The sequence below is a fragment of the Vibrio sp. Vb0937 genome, from assembly GCF_033338855.1.
This window is the reverse complement of record NZ_JAWOTK010000005.1, coordinates 19,546-34,080: the sequence shown is the minus strand read 5'-3', so window position 1 is coordinate 34,080 and position 14,535 is coordinate 19,546. Positions and strand designations below refer to the sequence as shown.

Genomic DNA, 14,535 nt, shown 5'->3' with positions numbered 1-14,535 from the left:
ACGCCCTTTGCTGATTTTGTACAGGTTGCAAACCAATCATTTTGCAATATCAAGTACATTGTCTCGCACACCATTGATTCTGAACCAACCTGCAATGCTGAACCGCTCTGCGTTGGTCGGTAAAACCTCATGCGGGAATTGCTCAGATAAGAATAAAAGTAAGCGTCCTGATTGAGGAGGGATGGTTGCTATCTTATTATCATTTAGATCGTAAACCACCAATTCACCTGCATCCTTTTCCGTCCAAGATTCGTTCATGTAAAAAACGGTTGTCAATCGACGGTTTTCATTGCCCTTAAAACAATCTAGATGCTTTTGGTAGAAATCCCCTTCCTCGTACTTGGCAAAGTGAGCTTCATACTCAAAAAGCCCCAGAAACAAGTGACGGTTCACTTCTTGGCGTATTTCTTCCATCTTATCTAAGTAAGAAGTAACCGCGTGCCCCATATTGGGCGATAACCATTGAATTTTGTCACTTCGAATTGACTCAATACGTGTCACATCGTCATTACGACCAATACGCGCTTTTTTCCAGTTACTTGGAATGCAGTCTCGTAATTGAGCCACTTCTTGTTCAGAAAGAAAATCATCCCAGATGTAGTAGCCATGGGTTGCTAACGCATCGATCATTTTATCCATTATTGTCGTTCACTCATATTAGTTGGGCGGTCTATATAAAAAATCTTCAACCCCACAACAAATGCGATTTTTTGTCGAAACGACAACAAAATAAAAGAGAGTAAAAATAGGTGATGACGAATATAAAAATGCCGCTCATATGAGCGGCATTTTTATATTATTGACGAGCTTCTAATCTGGTTGGATGAACTCGCAACGGACTAAGACGTTTAATAGTCGGGCGTTGTTTGTTTTTTAACTGGATATGGCAAAGTTCCAGAATTAAGCCGAATGCCATCGCAAAGTACACATAACCTTTGTTGATATGAATTTCGAAGCCTTCTGCCATCAATAAACCACCTAACAAAACGAGGAATAACAAAGCAAGTGTCTTAAAACCAGGGTAACACGACACCAGGTTATTGATTTTTTCTGCTGTCATGACCATCACGATAGCAGAAGAAACAATCGCTGCGACCATAAGTGGGACATCACTTGTTAAACCAACGGCGGTTATCACCGAGTCCATCGAGAATACAGCATCCACGGCAACAATCTGCAACAGAACTACCGCTAAACCAGTACGGGCGTGAGTTGAGTGAGCAGACTCGTTGTGATTTAACCAACTCCACAACTCTTTCAGGCTTTTAGCCAAGAGGAATGCACCACCCGCAATCATGATGACGTCTCTTCCGGTAAACGCTTGGTTCGCCAAAGAAAATAGCGGTTGAGTCAGTTGCATGATCCAAGAGATTGAAAACACTAAACCAATACGAGCAATAACAGCAAGACCAATACCAAGGTTTCTTGCCAGCTTACGTTGGTGCAGCGGCAGTCTTTCACATAAGACAGAGATAAAAACGACGTTATCAACGCCTAAGACAACTTCAAGCGCAAACAAAGTGGCGAAAATAGCCCAAGCTTCTGGTTGCATAAAAAGTTCTAGCATGAGCATGTCTCCAATAATAAGAAGACATATGGTGAAGGGTTTTGCCGACTAAAGGGGTCGTCCATTAATTATTTATACCTTTGTTACTGAGGGATCATGAGTAAATCACCAAACAATCAACAAAACAATATCTATTTTAATTAACAAGGAACAAGTTTAATTCGTGTACAAATCAATCAACTCCTCCAAATTGATTAAAATTACATAGAAGCTTTAGAATTGAATAAATGAAAGCATTAAAGTCCAACAAAACTAAGATAAATTTCTAGACTTATAAGCACCATCAACCCTTATGCAACCCATTAAATGCATTGAGCTCAAAGAGAAACAGGCGTGTTTCCGAGATAAACAATAGTAAAAATTTGTTTCATGCTGATATACTGCCAAAAATCATAAGAAACCATGCTATTTATGGACTACATTGCTCTTTCGCGTATAAGCCTTAAACATCTAACTGTTTTACATATGTTGTTAACCACTCACAGCGTCACACTTGCGGCAGAACGCTTGTGTGTAACACCATCGAGCGTCAGTAAAACGCTCGGACAGTTGCGCGAAACGCTAAAGGATGACCTTTTTTACCGTGATGGCACTCGCTTAGTGCCGACAGCATTTGCGCTGCATATAGGCCCATCAATCCATGGCATACTCTCCAGTATGAATGGATTATTACATCAAGGCTCTTTCAATCCGGCTTACTATCAAGGTAGTTTTTCATTAGCAATGCGTGAAAGTTCATTTGAGCTCTTTGCGCCAGTTCTACAGCACTTGTCCCAACAACTGAGCAACCACGCGCACTTGAATGTCCATGCGAAAGAGGAAATGAGCTTCGATGCATTAGCAAGAGGTCAAGTGGATTTTTTGTTGCTTCCTCACGATCTCAGCCAACCACCCACACAAAATAAAGACTTGGTCTGGAAAACCATTTTGAAAGACGAAATGGTTTGCTTAATGAGAGCATCGAACCCACTCGCTGAGCAACCCTTATCTGTTGAAAGTTACCTTTGTGCAAGACACATCGGTATTCATGATAAAGATCTGTCACAACCTTATTTTGAGCAAAATCTCACCCAAAGGCATTCAAAGCGAAACTTGGCCATGCGTGTAGCCGACTTTGGTTCAGCTGCGGTGATGTGTCAGCACTCGGATTACTTGTTCACATGCTCCAAGCTTTGGGCAAGAGCGGCAATGCAAGCAAAAGGTTTGGTTGAACAAGCTCTTCCATTCGATTACGGACAGGTAGCCTACAGCCTCGTTTGGAACAAAGCGAGCTTAAACGATCCCGCTTTAAAATGGTTGCAGCAACAATTACTCGACGCCTGCGCCATGTTAGATGCCTGTGATGCGTAAGCATAGATAAACAACGGTACTACGTGAGTACTGTCGGCACTGTGATAGGGTTACTCACGTAGCATCGAAGCTCTGATTTTAAGCGTTCGATATCATGATGAGAGCACATATCCCAAGTTAACGCCTCCCCCACTACTCCGTGATGCTGAAAGGCATTTAAACGTATAATCACCGATTCAGGAAGAGTACTCAAGTAACGTCCAATTGCTACGATTTCTATATCTAAATCACTTTTTTGGGGAATATGCAGTAAGCGGACCTCGTACAATTTTTCGTGCTCAACAAGGTACTGAAGGGTTTTAAATACACGATGATTATCACGCCCAGTTAGCCACTGATGCGTCTCCGTCTGCCACGCTTTCAAATCGATCATTGCGCCATCCAGAAAAGGTAGAATACGCTGCCAGCCAGCAACCGCTAAAGAACCGTTACTGTCGATGAAACAAGAGAGGTGCCGTAATTCAGGATCTTGTTTTATCCCTTTAAACAGCTCAATAATGAAAGGAAGTTGTAAGGTAGATTCCCCACCGGATACAGTAACACCACTGATGAAAAAGCGATGTTTGCGTATCAAATCGAGCATTGTTACTACAGAGTAGTCAGTAATTTTTGGATTAGATTGGTTCTGACATATCTCTATACAATGATCGCAGTGGGTGCACTCCTCTTTAAGCCAAACAACGTTGTTGTTTTCGTCGAACTTCAATGCGCCTGCTGAACATTCACTCACACACTCACCACAATGATTACAATGGTTTATCGTGTGAGGATTGTGGCAGTTCAAACACTGATAGTTACAACCCTGTAGAAAGATGACTAGACGATTTCCTGGCCCATCAACACAAGAGAAAGGAAGGATACGAGTGACTTTTGCCAAAAGGCTTCCACTTCGTCTAGACATCTTGTTCTTTCCTAAACCGAACTTATGCCTGCGTGTAAGTCGGTGTTACTTCATGACTCACCACACGTGGCGAGCGTTCTAAAATTTTGGTATTTTTTGCTGCTTCTGCACCTAGAAACGTCGTGTTGGTTCTCGAACCTTCTTTATCATATTTCGCGACATCTGAAAGTTTGATCATGTAGCCTGTCACGCGAATTAAGTCATTTGAAGTGACATTCGCGGTAAACTCACGATAACCAGCATTTAGTGCCCCTTTACATAAATTGAACATCGCTTCTGGGTTAGATTTCACCGTTTCATCAATCGTCAAAATATCGCTGATACCCGCACGATAATACTGATGATGCTTCGCCGTTGCTTGTACATAAGTGACAGGGTCTGGCTCTGCACCATAAGGCAGACGTACACCTGGCGTAACATCATGATCTAAGCTAATGCCGCCTTGTGCATGTAAGAGCGCTTTGCCATCTAAACCATATTTCACCGGGGTTGAGTCCACCAGTTTAGCCAGTGTTGCTGAAACATCATGAGCAAAAGTATTTGCTCGATCATTTTTTCCGTATCGCCCTATTTGCCCTTCTTTTTCAAATAGAAGGTTTACCGCTTCGGCCATGCCGTAAACGCCATACATTGGCGCGAAATAGGACTCTTTTATCAACCCTTCTTGCGTCAAAAAGCCTTGAAAGAAGTTCGATTTTTCATGCAAGTGCGTGCTTCTTGCGTTTATGAGCTCGACCATTAATCGATGGTAAGAAGGCAACGCACTGTTTAAGAAGTCGTTACAGTCTGATGCTCGTTTTGCAACTTCTTTTAAATTCATTCGCACCAATGTGTTCGAGCCACCTGCTAATGGAAGCGAGTTGTAGCAACTTACAATACCAAAGCGTGAGCCGTTGTAGGCTTTCGTGTGCATTGGGTAATTGGCGATATGCGGTTTACTGCATTCACAAATGTTCTGTGTCGCTTGACGAAGTAAATCATCAGGTGTAACTGTCTCGTCGTACATAAAGGTGAGATTCGGTGCGATCTGCTTGAGCTCCGCATCTACTTTTAAAACAGTGCGACAAATAATGTTGTCTGTCGGTCCGACATTCACATGCATAAACGCATCTGGCAATGTGCGATCCAGCATGATCCAAAAATGTTTTAACTTTTTGTAAATCTGGCTCTCTGTTAGGTCGCCTATGTAAGGCAACAAGACATCATCTAACTGGCCTAAGTAAACCGGAATGTTCGTTACCGAAGGAACATGATGGTAAATGATGGTCAGCATGTTCAACGCATCATCGAAATCATCAGCCGGAGACAACTCTAAATAGTCTGAGCCTTGCGATAGAAATTTAGCGTAATCAGGCAACACATAGCGAGGTTTAAACGGTGCATGACCTTCAAACATATCGCAGATGATGCCTTCATCCATTGCTTGTCTCAGTGATGGAGATACGGTCATGTAAGGAATGCACGCTTCAGCCTCTAAAGCTAAAAAACTCGACTTCTGTTTTGGAGAAAGACGGACGTCGGTCGCGATATCTAGAAAACGTTGTTGTAGTTTAGAAAGGCTTGTCATCTAAGATATTCCTACAAAGTAACCACAAGCCCACAAGACAAAATACGAGCTCTACCCCTAAAGAGTAACGTGATTTTACTCCTGCTTGGCTGTTGCCACTAATGAAAATAAACAAAACGTCTATTTCCATTCTGGAAATAAGACAAAGCTAAATTAGCGCATTCCAACTTACTATATGGGAAAACCTAACTGCGTACCGAAGTCTGTCTTATTTATCGGTTTGCCGTCGACAACATCACGCCTGCACCAATAAATACTCCCCCAGTCAAACGATTAAACAACTTCGCTCTTCCAGCGACAAACAACCAATCGGAGGCTTTTACCCCTAACAATGCATAAAATGTTAGCCAGCTAAGCTCAAAAACCACAAATGTAGACGCGAAAATCGCGTATTGAGACAGTAGCGGTGCGGAAGGTTCTATGAATTGAGGAAACAAAGCGGTGAAAAAGACTATCGCTTTGGGATTACTAGCGCCAACAATGAAACCACTAGTGAACGCGCTAAACGCTGTCGCGGAACTTTGAGTCGTTGCCGTTTTATTAAAATCTGTCTGAGATGAGCGCAACGCTTGAATACCTAACCAGATTAAATAAGCGGCGCCACACCATTTGATAATATTAAAAACTAACTCAGATGAAGCAATGACAACTCCCAGCCCGGTAAATGAGAGCGTAAGGATGATCGTAATCGCAGACAAACTGCCAAGCGCAGTCATGAAAGCAATACGAAACCCACTACTCACTCCTTTACTTAAACACAACAGTGAGCTTGGTCCTGGTGAAGCTGTGAGCACGAGAATAGCAAGAGTGTAAAAAATCCATGTATCTATTTGCATTGGCATCCCTTCCAGCAAAATGAGGTTTATAGCCCATTGTGTATAGAACTATTTTATCGCCCGGTTTCTATCCATGAAGCCGAGGTCTTAATAACCATCTTGCATCTAAACAACTTAGAAAAAATTAATAGATAGTTATGCAAATAAAATACGATCTACATGCAAGGATGTAAAGCCTGTTGTATAAGCTTATCTATTTCTCTTAATCATAAAAAGGCTTAGGATCGATCTCTAACGATGAAGGCGCTATCGCTCTTTCAATTTTGTACGCACTCGTTTTTAAATCCACCATCGTGACATCAATGTATCGTTTATACTTGCGGGAGTAGAAACATTTCACTTCTGGCTTTAATGCTTGAGATTCATTTGAAGACCAAACAATACCAACACGCCCATCGTTCAACTCGACAATAGAGCCTACGGGGTACATCCCAATGCAATTAATGAATTTGTAAACTAAGTCGGCGTCTAAATGAAATGGCGTTAGACTCAACAAGATTTTAAACGCTTCGGCAGAACTCATGCCTTTTTTGTAACAGCGATCAGCCGTTAGCGCATCGTAGATATCTACAATACAGCTCATACGGCCGTGAATTGGAATCTCCTCCCCCTTCAAGCCTCTAGGATAACCATTGCCATCTAACTTCTCGTGGTGCATCAAACAAACATCACGGCTTACGTCACTAAGTCCTTTTACGTGAAGGATAATCTCACCTGCGAACACTTGATGTAGCTTCATATGTTCAAATTCTTCAGGCGTTAGCTTCGCTGGCTTGTGCAAGATCTTATCATCGACTTTAATTTTACCTACATCATGAATAATGCCACCTACAGCAAGCTGTTTTAGCGTTGGCTTATCCAAGCCCAAGTACTTACCGAATGACACTAAAAGACAAGCGACATTGACGGAGTGTTCCAATAAGTAAGAGTCTTTTTTTCGGAGTGCAGAGACACACTGCAACGCATCTGAGTCAATCAAAACACTTTCAATGACATCGTCAGCCCAAGCTTCTACTTCATCAACTTCAATGATTTTTCCTTCAAAAGTTTGATTCAATAGTTTCTGCGCCAAATCTTTTGCTTCGGCGATCAGCTTTTTGGCTCGCTTGTGTTGGATGTCTCTCGAACGATAAGTTCGTTGACCCCTCTTAAAATCTGAGTGTTTCTGCTCTCTCGTCTCTTTAGTGGCATCAGTTGATTCATCTACAGGCTTGAAGACACACTGCTGCGAAGATAATGTTTGATCTACCCAAACATACTTTACGCCACTTGTAGCAAGCTTCTTAATGCCTTCAGGGCTAGATATCCGCCCTGCATTGGCTAAATTGACGCGCTTGTTGTGCTCTATCGCGGTAACAAACATACCAACGCCGATATCAGCGAGCGCAATTTTGATTGAATTTTTCGGATCGTACTGCATATAAAGAAGGCTTACTCGATATTAACGTCCGCATTATAAGAGATTTGATTACTTGGCGTGATAATAAATTTGAATTGATTACAATTAATGAGCATCCTGTCAATTAATAATCGGTCGCGCTCATTAAGTCCTTTTTGTTATTATGGTTTTATCCAAGATAACATATATACAAATGACGTTAGAAAACAGCACATTGATACCGACACAACTGAAAATAACTTTAGGATAATTATTCATAAATATTTATAGATTGCGGACGGCATCAATAACTGTATTTTATAAATGATTTTTACTGTTGACTATTTTTTATAAATGTCGATGATTAGCCGCCTAATCTTAGTATGTTATTAACCTAGTAGCGCATAAAATGATAGCCAAACAATTTGAACTGACACTTTTGTGATTGTAATGTACGCCAGCAGATCAACTCTATGTTATCAACCCCAACACTCATCTCTGATGCTAAAAGGCTCGAGGAGGAAATATCTTGACCACCATATTTGACCAACAAGTCTCAGATAGTGACCGAGAGTTCCTAAAAATCGTCGAAGAACGATTCATTCATATCTTCGATGTATTTAACGAAGGCCTCTTTTACATGGATGAGTTTGGCACCATGGTATTTTATAACAAGGGCTTTTATGAGCAGCTTGGTATCAACGCTGGTCGAATCAGCTTAGAGCAATGGTTAGACCTTGTTCACCCTCTCGATCGAGAAAGACTCTCCACTCGGGTCGATGCTCACATCATTACCAACAACACGAGGGTCACAACGACCTACCGCGTGCGTAAACCCAATGGACAGTACGTCTGGATTGAAGGTGTAGCCATGACCAAAGAAACAGAACATGGTCATTATATGGTTGGTAGCCACCGTGATATTTCTGAACGCAAGCTGATGGAAAGCTACATTCATCAAGTCGCATTTCATGACAATGCGTCAGGTATGGCTAATCGCGCCCATCTCTTGCTGGATATTGAAGATAGTGTGCGAGCCACTGATTCTTGTGCATCTATCTGTTACATTCAGATAGAAGAGATTAAATCTTACTTAAATCAATATGGCAGCGAGTTGGTCGATGGGTTAGTGGAAAAATTGCTACAAACTCTCAGTCACCTACCTTCTCCAAATAGTTCTGTATATCGCGTACATGATGATGACTTTGCGATTTTGATTCACGATGAATGCTCGGTAGAAACGCTGCAAAGTTATGCCGAAAGTTTAAAGGAAACCTACCACGAGGCAGTGATTGAAGAGGGCCAATACTTAGGAAGTAACATTAGTATTGGTTTGTATCCTTGCATAGATCCAAGTCACTCAGCAGAGGAAATATTACGTAAAGCAGCACGAACTTGTCAGTACGCAAGCGAGCAGAATAAAGACCGTGTTGCGGTTTACAGTGAGAAAACTCAGCATGCCGTAGACCGTTATTTCTTTATTGAGCAAGGTCTAAAAAGTGCACTTGAAAAACAGACATTAAGCGTTAAGTTTCAGCCAATTATTGACGCCAAAAGCTCAAAAGTAGTGAGCTTCGAATCTCTGGTTCGCTGGCGTAGCAAAGAGTTTGGCGAAATTTATCCAGACGAATTCATCCCCGTGGCAGAGAACAAAGGTTTGATTGTCGAACTCGGATATCAAGTCTTTGCCAAAGCGTGTGAATTTATCAAAAACTACCGTGAGCGTTACCAAAACCAAGTTCGTGTAAACGTGAATGTTTCTGTACTTCAGTTAATGAATAGTGAATTCCCTGCGCGAATTAAAGCCATGGCGGATGAGGTTGGTGTCGATCCTGAGTCTATTGTGTTGGAACTAACAGAAACGTTTATTTTGGATAATAATCAGACAGCCATTGCCCCTCTGAATACCCTCAGGGAACTAGGATTTGCACTCTCTCTGGATGACTTTGGATCCGGTTACAGTTCATTAAATAGCTTCTTCGACCTCCCGATGACACAAATCAAAATTGATAGGTCGATGGCGTGGAAAACACTAACCAACCGCTCTTCACAAGAATATCTGAAGTTTCTTATCACTATGTGCCAGGAAAATAATATTGAAGTAGTGATTGAGGGAATTGAAGACGCCAAAATGTGTGAATTTTTTACCGAAATGGGCGTCGATTATCTGCAAGGTTATTGGTTCTCTAAGCCACTTTCTGTTGCCAGTGCAAGCCGCTATTCGTTGAGTTAAACATACTAGAGCAATATTCCGCACGGCCACGTTAAACATGCTGAACTATTCACTATAGATTTCAGACACTAACTGGCCGTGACGAAAACAAGCTTAATGTCCCCCGATTAACGTAGACGTTCAAACACCACACTCTGATCTAAATGTTCGTGATACTGAGTGTAATCTAAGCCCACATCAAAGATATATTGGGTCACCAGGTTTCTAACGCACTCTATTAATTGGCTTGCTTGCCATGGTTTTTCAAAGTAGCGATCAATGCCTGCGGAGTTGATCGCATTAATCGTATCGGTGTGCGTCGCTTGCCCGGTAAGAAGCACTTTCCTCGTAAAGCCAAAACGACCGTCCCTTGATACATCGGTCAGCAGCTCTACTCCCGTTTTACCTGGCATCACATGATCGGAAATAATCAATGCGATCATCTCGCCTTCTGCATCAAATTCATCCATCAGTTCTTGAGCCTCACCCGCTGATTCGCAGTCTTCGACATTCAACCACTGATTTAACGGCTCTAAATCTTGTAGAACCGCGCTTAGTACCTCTCGTTGGTCATCAACGCAAATTACATTAAGCTTCTCCATGTTCACCCTCTACTGGTAACTTGATTCTAAAAATCGTTTTTTCACTGTCGCTCTTTACTACAATAGAGCCGTTATATCCGGCGATAATGCGCTTCACAATCGACAGACCTAACCCTAAACCAAACGACAATCCCCCCTTTTTAGTGGTGAAGTTTGGCCGGAAAATTTTTCTACGTGTCGCTTCATCAATTTCTGGTCCGTTGTTAGCAATCGTGACCAAAATTTTACCCTTACTCTCCCGAGTATGTATTTCGATACCGGGTTTCTCCGTTTCACCAAGTGCATCGCACGCATTCTTTAAGATATTTACCCAAACTTGGACGAGTTCGGTTTGAGAACCAATAAAAGCAGGTAAATCCGCAGGGCTAAAACGAACACTCACTCGTCTTAAGTCACTTTGCAATAGAGCCAAGGCGCGATTGATTGAATCATTGATGTTAATCGCTTCATCCAAGTCGATATCCGTGCGCCCCAATTGTTTTACGGATCGCACAATGCCAACGGTATGTTTAGAAGCGATGCGTAAGTCATGGAGATCTCGCCCCATTTGCCAGAAACGTATCGCTTCTTCTGGTCTTTTTAGCCAATGTTCTGAAAGGAAGTTATTTGGAACGGCTCGCGCAAGATCACGAGCAACCTCCTTGGTTAAACCGTAGTATTTTTCGAAGTGGCGCCCCCGCTTTCTCGCTTCGCTAGAAGAGACTTTCTGCCCTTGCATTAAACCAAAATCAAAAAATTGACTCGCTTCCGGATGAACTTCTTCAAGCAGTTCCATGATAACTGTCTCTAGCCGTTCTGATTTACTGCTTACAACGCCTATCGCATTGTTCAACTCATGAGCAATACCCGCTGCAAGCTGCCCCAACGTTGTCATTTGCTCTGCGGTATGAAGCTTTTGTAGCGCTTTTTCTTTAGCTAATGCCTCTTGCATTGCACGCCGTTGACGACGAGATAATTCGTTAACCATCACAGGCATAAATTGTGTCGTCAATGGTCCGTATGTCGCCTCTTCCACGGCGGGCGTATCACGCTGTATCCAAGCCAATTCAACATCGGTTTGAGCAATCACTGTCGAAGAGGCAGTCCACGTACCAGAAAAGAAACTGTGTACGCCAATAAACGCACCTTGAGACGCAGAAAATACCTGAATCGGTTTCTTGTCATCTTCCGCGTAATACCCCGCCAGTTCTCCCGACAGCACATAGTACAAGCGATCGTTGTAGCCAGCTTGCTCAATAAGCACCGACCCGGATAAAACCGTTAATCGGCGTTCAAGGTGATTAAAGTAGCGTTGTACTAACGCGTCTAACTTCGTTTCGTACATGGGTTATCCAATATGCCCAACAGTATGTAAAATCCACACCATCACAAAACTGAGTAATACGCCAATCACGCCTAGCACGGCACCGATACGAGCCATTTGGCCACTCTCGACATGCCCTGTTGCATGAGCTAACGCGTTTGGTGGCGTACTGATTGGTAACGACATACCGAGTGAAGCAGCAAATGTCACGACTAAGATCAGAGTAACTTCACCGCCGAGAGGCGTTAGCGAAGCCATAGAAGCACCCAGCGCAGCCATAATCGGCATCAGCAAGTTTGCGGTGGCTGTATGCGACATAAAGTTTGCCATTAACAAGCACAAGAAAGCCGCACCAAACAAGACAACATATGGCGAGAACTGATCAAACGGAATGCTGTGTACCACCAGCTTCGCAAGCCCGGTTTTATCTAGAGCAAGGCCCAGAGCAATACCGCCTGACACCAACCAAAGCACATCCCAAGAGATTTTCTTCAAGTCTTCTTTGTTGATGATGCCCGTCAATGAGAACACTGCGACCGGAATTAATGCTACTGTGTAAGAATTCATTCCATGTGCAGAACCCATCAACCAAAGAATAATCGTGCCGGCAAAGGTGACGTAAACCATTATTGCTTTGGGTGTTTTCAAAAACTTGCTTTTAATGTTCAGATCGATGGTGGTTTGTTCGGCTTTATATAAAAAGCCAATCAGAAACCAAGCTAACGCCATCATCACAATAACGAATGGCACACCAAATACCATCCATTCACCAAACGTAATTAAGTTGTCACCAACCAAATATTTTAGGGCGATGGCATTCGGTGGCGTGCCGATTGGAGTACCAATGCCACCAATGTTGGCTGCAACAGGAATACACAAGGCGAATGCAATTCGACCTGGGTCTTTAGGCCCGAAAACCGCTATCACAGGGGTTAAAATGGACAACATCATCGCTGTTGTTGCGGTGTTTGACATAAACATGGAAAAAACAGCGGTGATCAGCATCAACCCCAGCATAACGAACTTTGGTTTTTGTCCAAATGGTTTGAGTAACACTCGGGCTAAGTTGACATCTAACCTGTACTTTGTCGCCGCCATAGCCAAAAAGAAACCGCCGAGGAAGAGCATGATAATCGGACTAGCGAAGGTCGCCATTATCTCGTTGTATTGTAATAGCTCACCAAAATGTGGCTGCCCTTCTTGCAAACGAAAGAGCACAATACCTTTATTTGATACAAGCAATAGCTCTAGGACAATGATCACAACCGAAGTGGCGTAGATTGGAATTGGCTCGAATACCCAGCAAAGTGCGGCAAGCAAGAAGATTGCAATCACTCTTTGCTGGACGATAGTAATGCCATCAAATGGGAACGCAGAGAGAGGCATCAACCAAACAAGCAATGGTATCAATGTTGGAACAACGTATTTGAGATAAGGGCGCATAGTACTACTTCTCTTCCTGAGATGGTTAGCCAGACACATTTGGCGTTTGGAACGCTATTACCCGCCGCAAAACCAAAACTTTCAGACTGTTTTTAAGCCTTCAGAGACGAAATGCGGTAATGGCGTTCCAGAGAAGATTATGTACACTGTTTTCAAACAAAACGTTGGTGCGAGATCAATGAACTCGTTTTCACATTGGAAAACATTTTATATCTGTGTTCAAGCTCACTAAATGCTCACTATTTAAGTTAAATATACTTTTCCATCATAAAGTTAGTTAAGGTTTCTCCCCTAACCTCAACATGTTGTCGAGACTTAACTGTGAAACCCATTTTCTCGTAAAAAGGTCGGGCGGTAATACTCACTTCAGAATACAGTCGTTTTATCCCCTGTACTTTCGCCTGTGAAAAAAGAAAAGACATCAAATCACGACCAACACCTTGTCCTTGGTATTCATGATGGCAAAAGAAATGATCAATCAAGCCGTCGCCTTGCAAATCACAATAGCCAACGACCTGCCCTTCTATCTCCGCGACGTATGGTTGAATATCGTCCATTTTTCGTTGCCACACATCGAGGTCAAAATCTGATGGTGCCCAAGCGGAAACTTGTGATTCCGTATAATCGCGACGATTAATGATTCGCACAGTATGGTAAAAGAGTGCCCACAGTGTTGGGGCATCCTCGGTGCGATAGCAGCGTATTGAGAGCATCAATTTCCTCATTCCTATTCAATAAATACTAAGCATTAACGCAAAGTGATACTAGTGAACTCATCATTTTCAATGCCAATCACTAAAGGCTTCCCAATCTGATCACTGTTCATCAATACGGTTGTATTCAGCTCTCGGCTTGATCTGCGTATATTGCTTTTTCTTATGATATGAATATTCACAATATAATCGGAATACTCCTTTGTGATTCCGCCGGAGAATTCTACGTGCTCACTTTCATTGTCTCGGACAATATGAAATTTTCGATTGGCTTGAATATCAGTACTGATGGAGGAGTCACCATAGTTCAGCACAACGGACGTTGGTTCGCTATCTTGATTGGCAAAACAGCCAAATGCGAACACGCTTAATGCGAGTATACTTTTTGATTTAAACATTAATTATTCTATTTCTAGTTATTTTTCTGCTATTTGCATGACCAAACAGCACTTGTTCTGTGAGCGCCTATTGTGCCATAGCTGAACGCTGACTCTAAACGCGCAAAAAGATGAGCGATGAAAATTCCGCCCAAAACAAGCAAATGTGAGACAATGTGAGGGCCCCAAACTCACTCAATCAGTCAAAATCCACTGTAAACCTCTGTTTTTTTAATGTTTTTAATTCATGTGGCCGTGTAAGGAATACATACAACCTCTTACTTTT

General features: G+C 42.5%; 13 protein-coding genes. 2 read left to right on the top strand and 11 right to left on the bottom strand.

The genetic code is table 11. The annotated features are described in order from the left end of the window. Positions 1-36: 36 nt before the first annotated feature. Positions 37-639: a 2OG-Fe(II) oxygenase gene (locus tag R7P67_RS09890; protein WP_005377733.1), complete on the bottom strand. Its 603-nt coding sequence runs from the start codon at positions 637-639 to the stop codon at positions 37-39. Positions 640-796: 157 nt separating this feature from the next. Further along, the gene (locus R7P67_RS09885; RefSeq protein ID WP_005377734.1) at positions 797-1,567 is read right to left on the bottom strand and encodes a TerC family protein; all 771 of its coding nucleotides are present in this window, start codon (positions 1,565-1,567) and stop codon (positions 797-799) included. A gap of 411 nt (positions 1,568-1,978) precedes the next feature. Between R7P67_RS09885 and R7P67_RS09880 the strand changes: the two genes are divergently transcribed. Continuing rightward, complete coding sequence (locus tag R7P67_RS09880) at positions 1,979-2,917, top strand: LysR family transcriptional regulator (RefSeq protein WP_005377737.1); 939 nt, start codon at positions 1,979-1,981, stop codon at positions 2,915-2,917. Positions 2,918-2,936: 19 nt separating this feature from the next. Here the strand turns inward: R7P67_RS09880 and R7P67_RS09875 are convergent, their stop codons facing one another. The 4 genes from R7P67_RS09875 to R7P67_RS09860 all read right to left on the bottom strand — a co-directional run bounded on the left by R7P67_RS09875 (position 2,937) and on the right by R7P67_RS09860 (position 7,641). Continuing rightward, positions 2,937-3,818 (bottom strand): YjjW family glycine radical enzyme activase, encoded by an 882-nt coding sequence (locus tag R7P67_RS09875; RefSeq protein ID WP_031778972.1) that lies wholly within the window; start codon positions 3,816-3,818, stop codon positions 2,937-2,939. Between the two features lie 22 nt (positions 3,819-3,840). Continuing rightward, complete coding sequence (locus tag R7P67_RS09870; RefSeq protein ID WP_053350580.1) at positions 3,841-5,385, bottom strand: YjjI family glycine radical enzyme; 1,545 nt, start codon at positions 5,383-5,385, stop codon at positions 3,841-3,843. Between the two features lie 212 nt (positions 5,386-5,597). Then, complete coding sequence (locus R7P67_RS09865; protein WP_025766704.1) at positions 5,598-6,221, bottom strand: LysE family translocator; 624 nt, start codon at positions 6,219-6,221, stop codon at positions 5,598-5,600. Positions 6,222-6,423: 202 nt separating this feature from the next. Beyond that, positions 6,424-7,641 (bottom strand): HD-GYP domain-containing protein, encoded by a 1,218-nt coding sequence (locus R7P67_RS09860; RefSeq protein ID WP_025766705.1) that lies wholly within the window; start codon positions 7,639-7,641, stop codon positions 6,424-6,426. Positions 7,642-8,128: 487 nt separating this feature from the next. On the opposite strand from R7P67_RS09860, the gene R7P67_RS09855 reads away from it, so the two are divergent. Further along, complete coding sequence (locus tag R7P67_RS09855) at positions 8,129-9,832, top strand: putative bifunctional diguanylate cyclase/phosphodiesterase (RefSeq protein WP_005377743.1); 1,704 nt, start codon at positions 8,129-8,131, stop codon at positions 9,830-9,832. A 107-nt stretch (positions 9,833-9,939) separates the two neighbouring features. On the opposite strand, the gene R7P67_RS09850 is transcribed toward R7P67_RS09855, so the two are convergent. From R7P67_RS09850 to R7P67_RS09830, 5 genes are all read right to left on the bottom strand, one after another. Next, positions 9,940-10,413, bottom strand: a complete 474-nt coding sequence (locus R7P67_RS09850; protein WP_262653713.1) for a response regulator — start codon at positions 10,411-10,413, stop codon at positions 9,940-9,942. Next, positions 10,400-11,737 carry an ATP-binding protein gene (locus tag R7P67_RS09845; protein ID WP_005389108.1) on the bottom strand — a complete coding sequence of 446 codons (1,338 nt, stop codon included), beginning with the start codon at positions 11,735-11,737 and terminating at the stop codon, positions 10,400-10,402. Before R7P67_RS09845 ends, R7P67_RS09850 begins: the two co-directional genes overlap by 14 nt. A gap of 3 nt (positions 11,738-11,740) precedes the next feature. Beyond that, positions 11,741-13,159 carry an SLC13 family permease gene (locus R7P67_RS09840; protein ID WP_262653712.1) on the bottom strand — a complete coding sequence of 473 codons (1,419 nt, stop codon included), beginning with the start codon at positions 13,157-13,159 and terminating at the stop codon, positions 11,741-11,743. Positions 13,160-13,407: 248 nt separating this feature from the next. Further along, entirely contained in the window at positions 13,408-13,872 is a 465-nt protein-coding gene (locus tag R7P67_RS09835; RefSeq protein WP_005389117.1) for a GNAT family N-acetyltransferase, read from the bottom strand. A gap of 35 nt (positions 13,873-13,907) precedes the next feature. Then, positions 13,908-14,270, bottom strand: coding sequence for a hypothetical protein (locus tag R7P67_RS09830; protein WP_132936635.1), 363 nt, complete (start codon positions 14,268-14,270; stop codon positions 13,908-13,910). Positions 14,271-14,535 lie beyond the last annotated feature (265 nt).

What these genes read in the sequence shown, in the direction of transcription:
- R7P67_RS09890 (WP_005377733.1), bottom strand. Translation starts at nt 639, where the DNA reads ATGGATAAAATGATCGATGCGTTAGCAACCCATGGCTACTACATCTGG.
- R7P67_RS09885 (WP_005377734.1), bottom strand. Translation starts at nt 1,567, where the DNA reads ATGCTAGAACTTTTTATGCAACCAGAAGCTTGGGCTATTTTCGCCACT.
- R7P67_RS09880 (WP_005377737.1), top strand. Translation starts at nt 1,979, where the DNA reads ATGGACTACATTGCTCTTTCGCGTATAAGCCTTAAACATCTAACTGTT.
- R7P67_RS09875 (WP_031778972.1), bottom strand. Translation starts at nt 3,818, where the DNA reads ATGTCTAGACGAAGTGGAAGCCTTTTGGCAAAAGTCACTCGTATCCTT.
- R7P67_RS09870 (WP_053350580.1), bottom strand. Translation starts at nt 5,385, where the DNA reads ATGACAAGCCTTTCTAAACTACAACAACGTTTTCTAGATATCGCGACC.
- R7P67_RS09865 (WP_025766704.1), bottom strand. Translation starts at nt 6,221, where the DNA reads ATGCAAATAGATACATGGATTTTTTACACTCTTGCTATTCTCGTGCTC.
- R7P67_RS09860 (WP_025766705.1), bottom strand. Translation starts at nt 7,641, where the DNA reads ATGCAGTACGATCCGAAAAATTCAATCAAAATTGCGCTCGCTGATATC.
- R7P67_RS09850 (WP_262653713.1), bottom strand. Translation starts at nt 10,413, where the DNA reads ATGGAGAAGCTTAATGTAATTTGCGTTGATGACCAACGAGAGGTACTA.
- R7P67_RS09845 (WP_005389108.1), bottom strand. Translation starts at nt 11,737, where the DNA reads ATGTACGAAACGAAGTTAGACGCGTTAGTACAACGCTACTTTAATCAC.
- R7P67_RS09840 (WP_262653712.1), bottom strand. Translation starts at nt 13,159, where the DNA reads ATGCGCCCTTATCTCAAATACGTTGTTCCAACATTGATACCATTGCTT.
- R7P67_RS09835 (WP_005389117.1), bottom strand. Translation starts at nt 13,872, where the DNA reads ATGCTCTCAATACGCTGCTATCGCACCGAGGATGCCCCAACACTGTGG.
- R7P67_RS09830 (WP_132936635.1), bottom strand. Translation starts at nt 14,270, where the DNA reads ATGTTTAAATCAAAAAGTATACTCGCATTAAGCGTGTTCGCATTTGGC.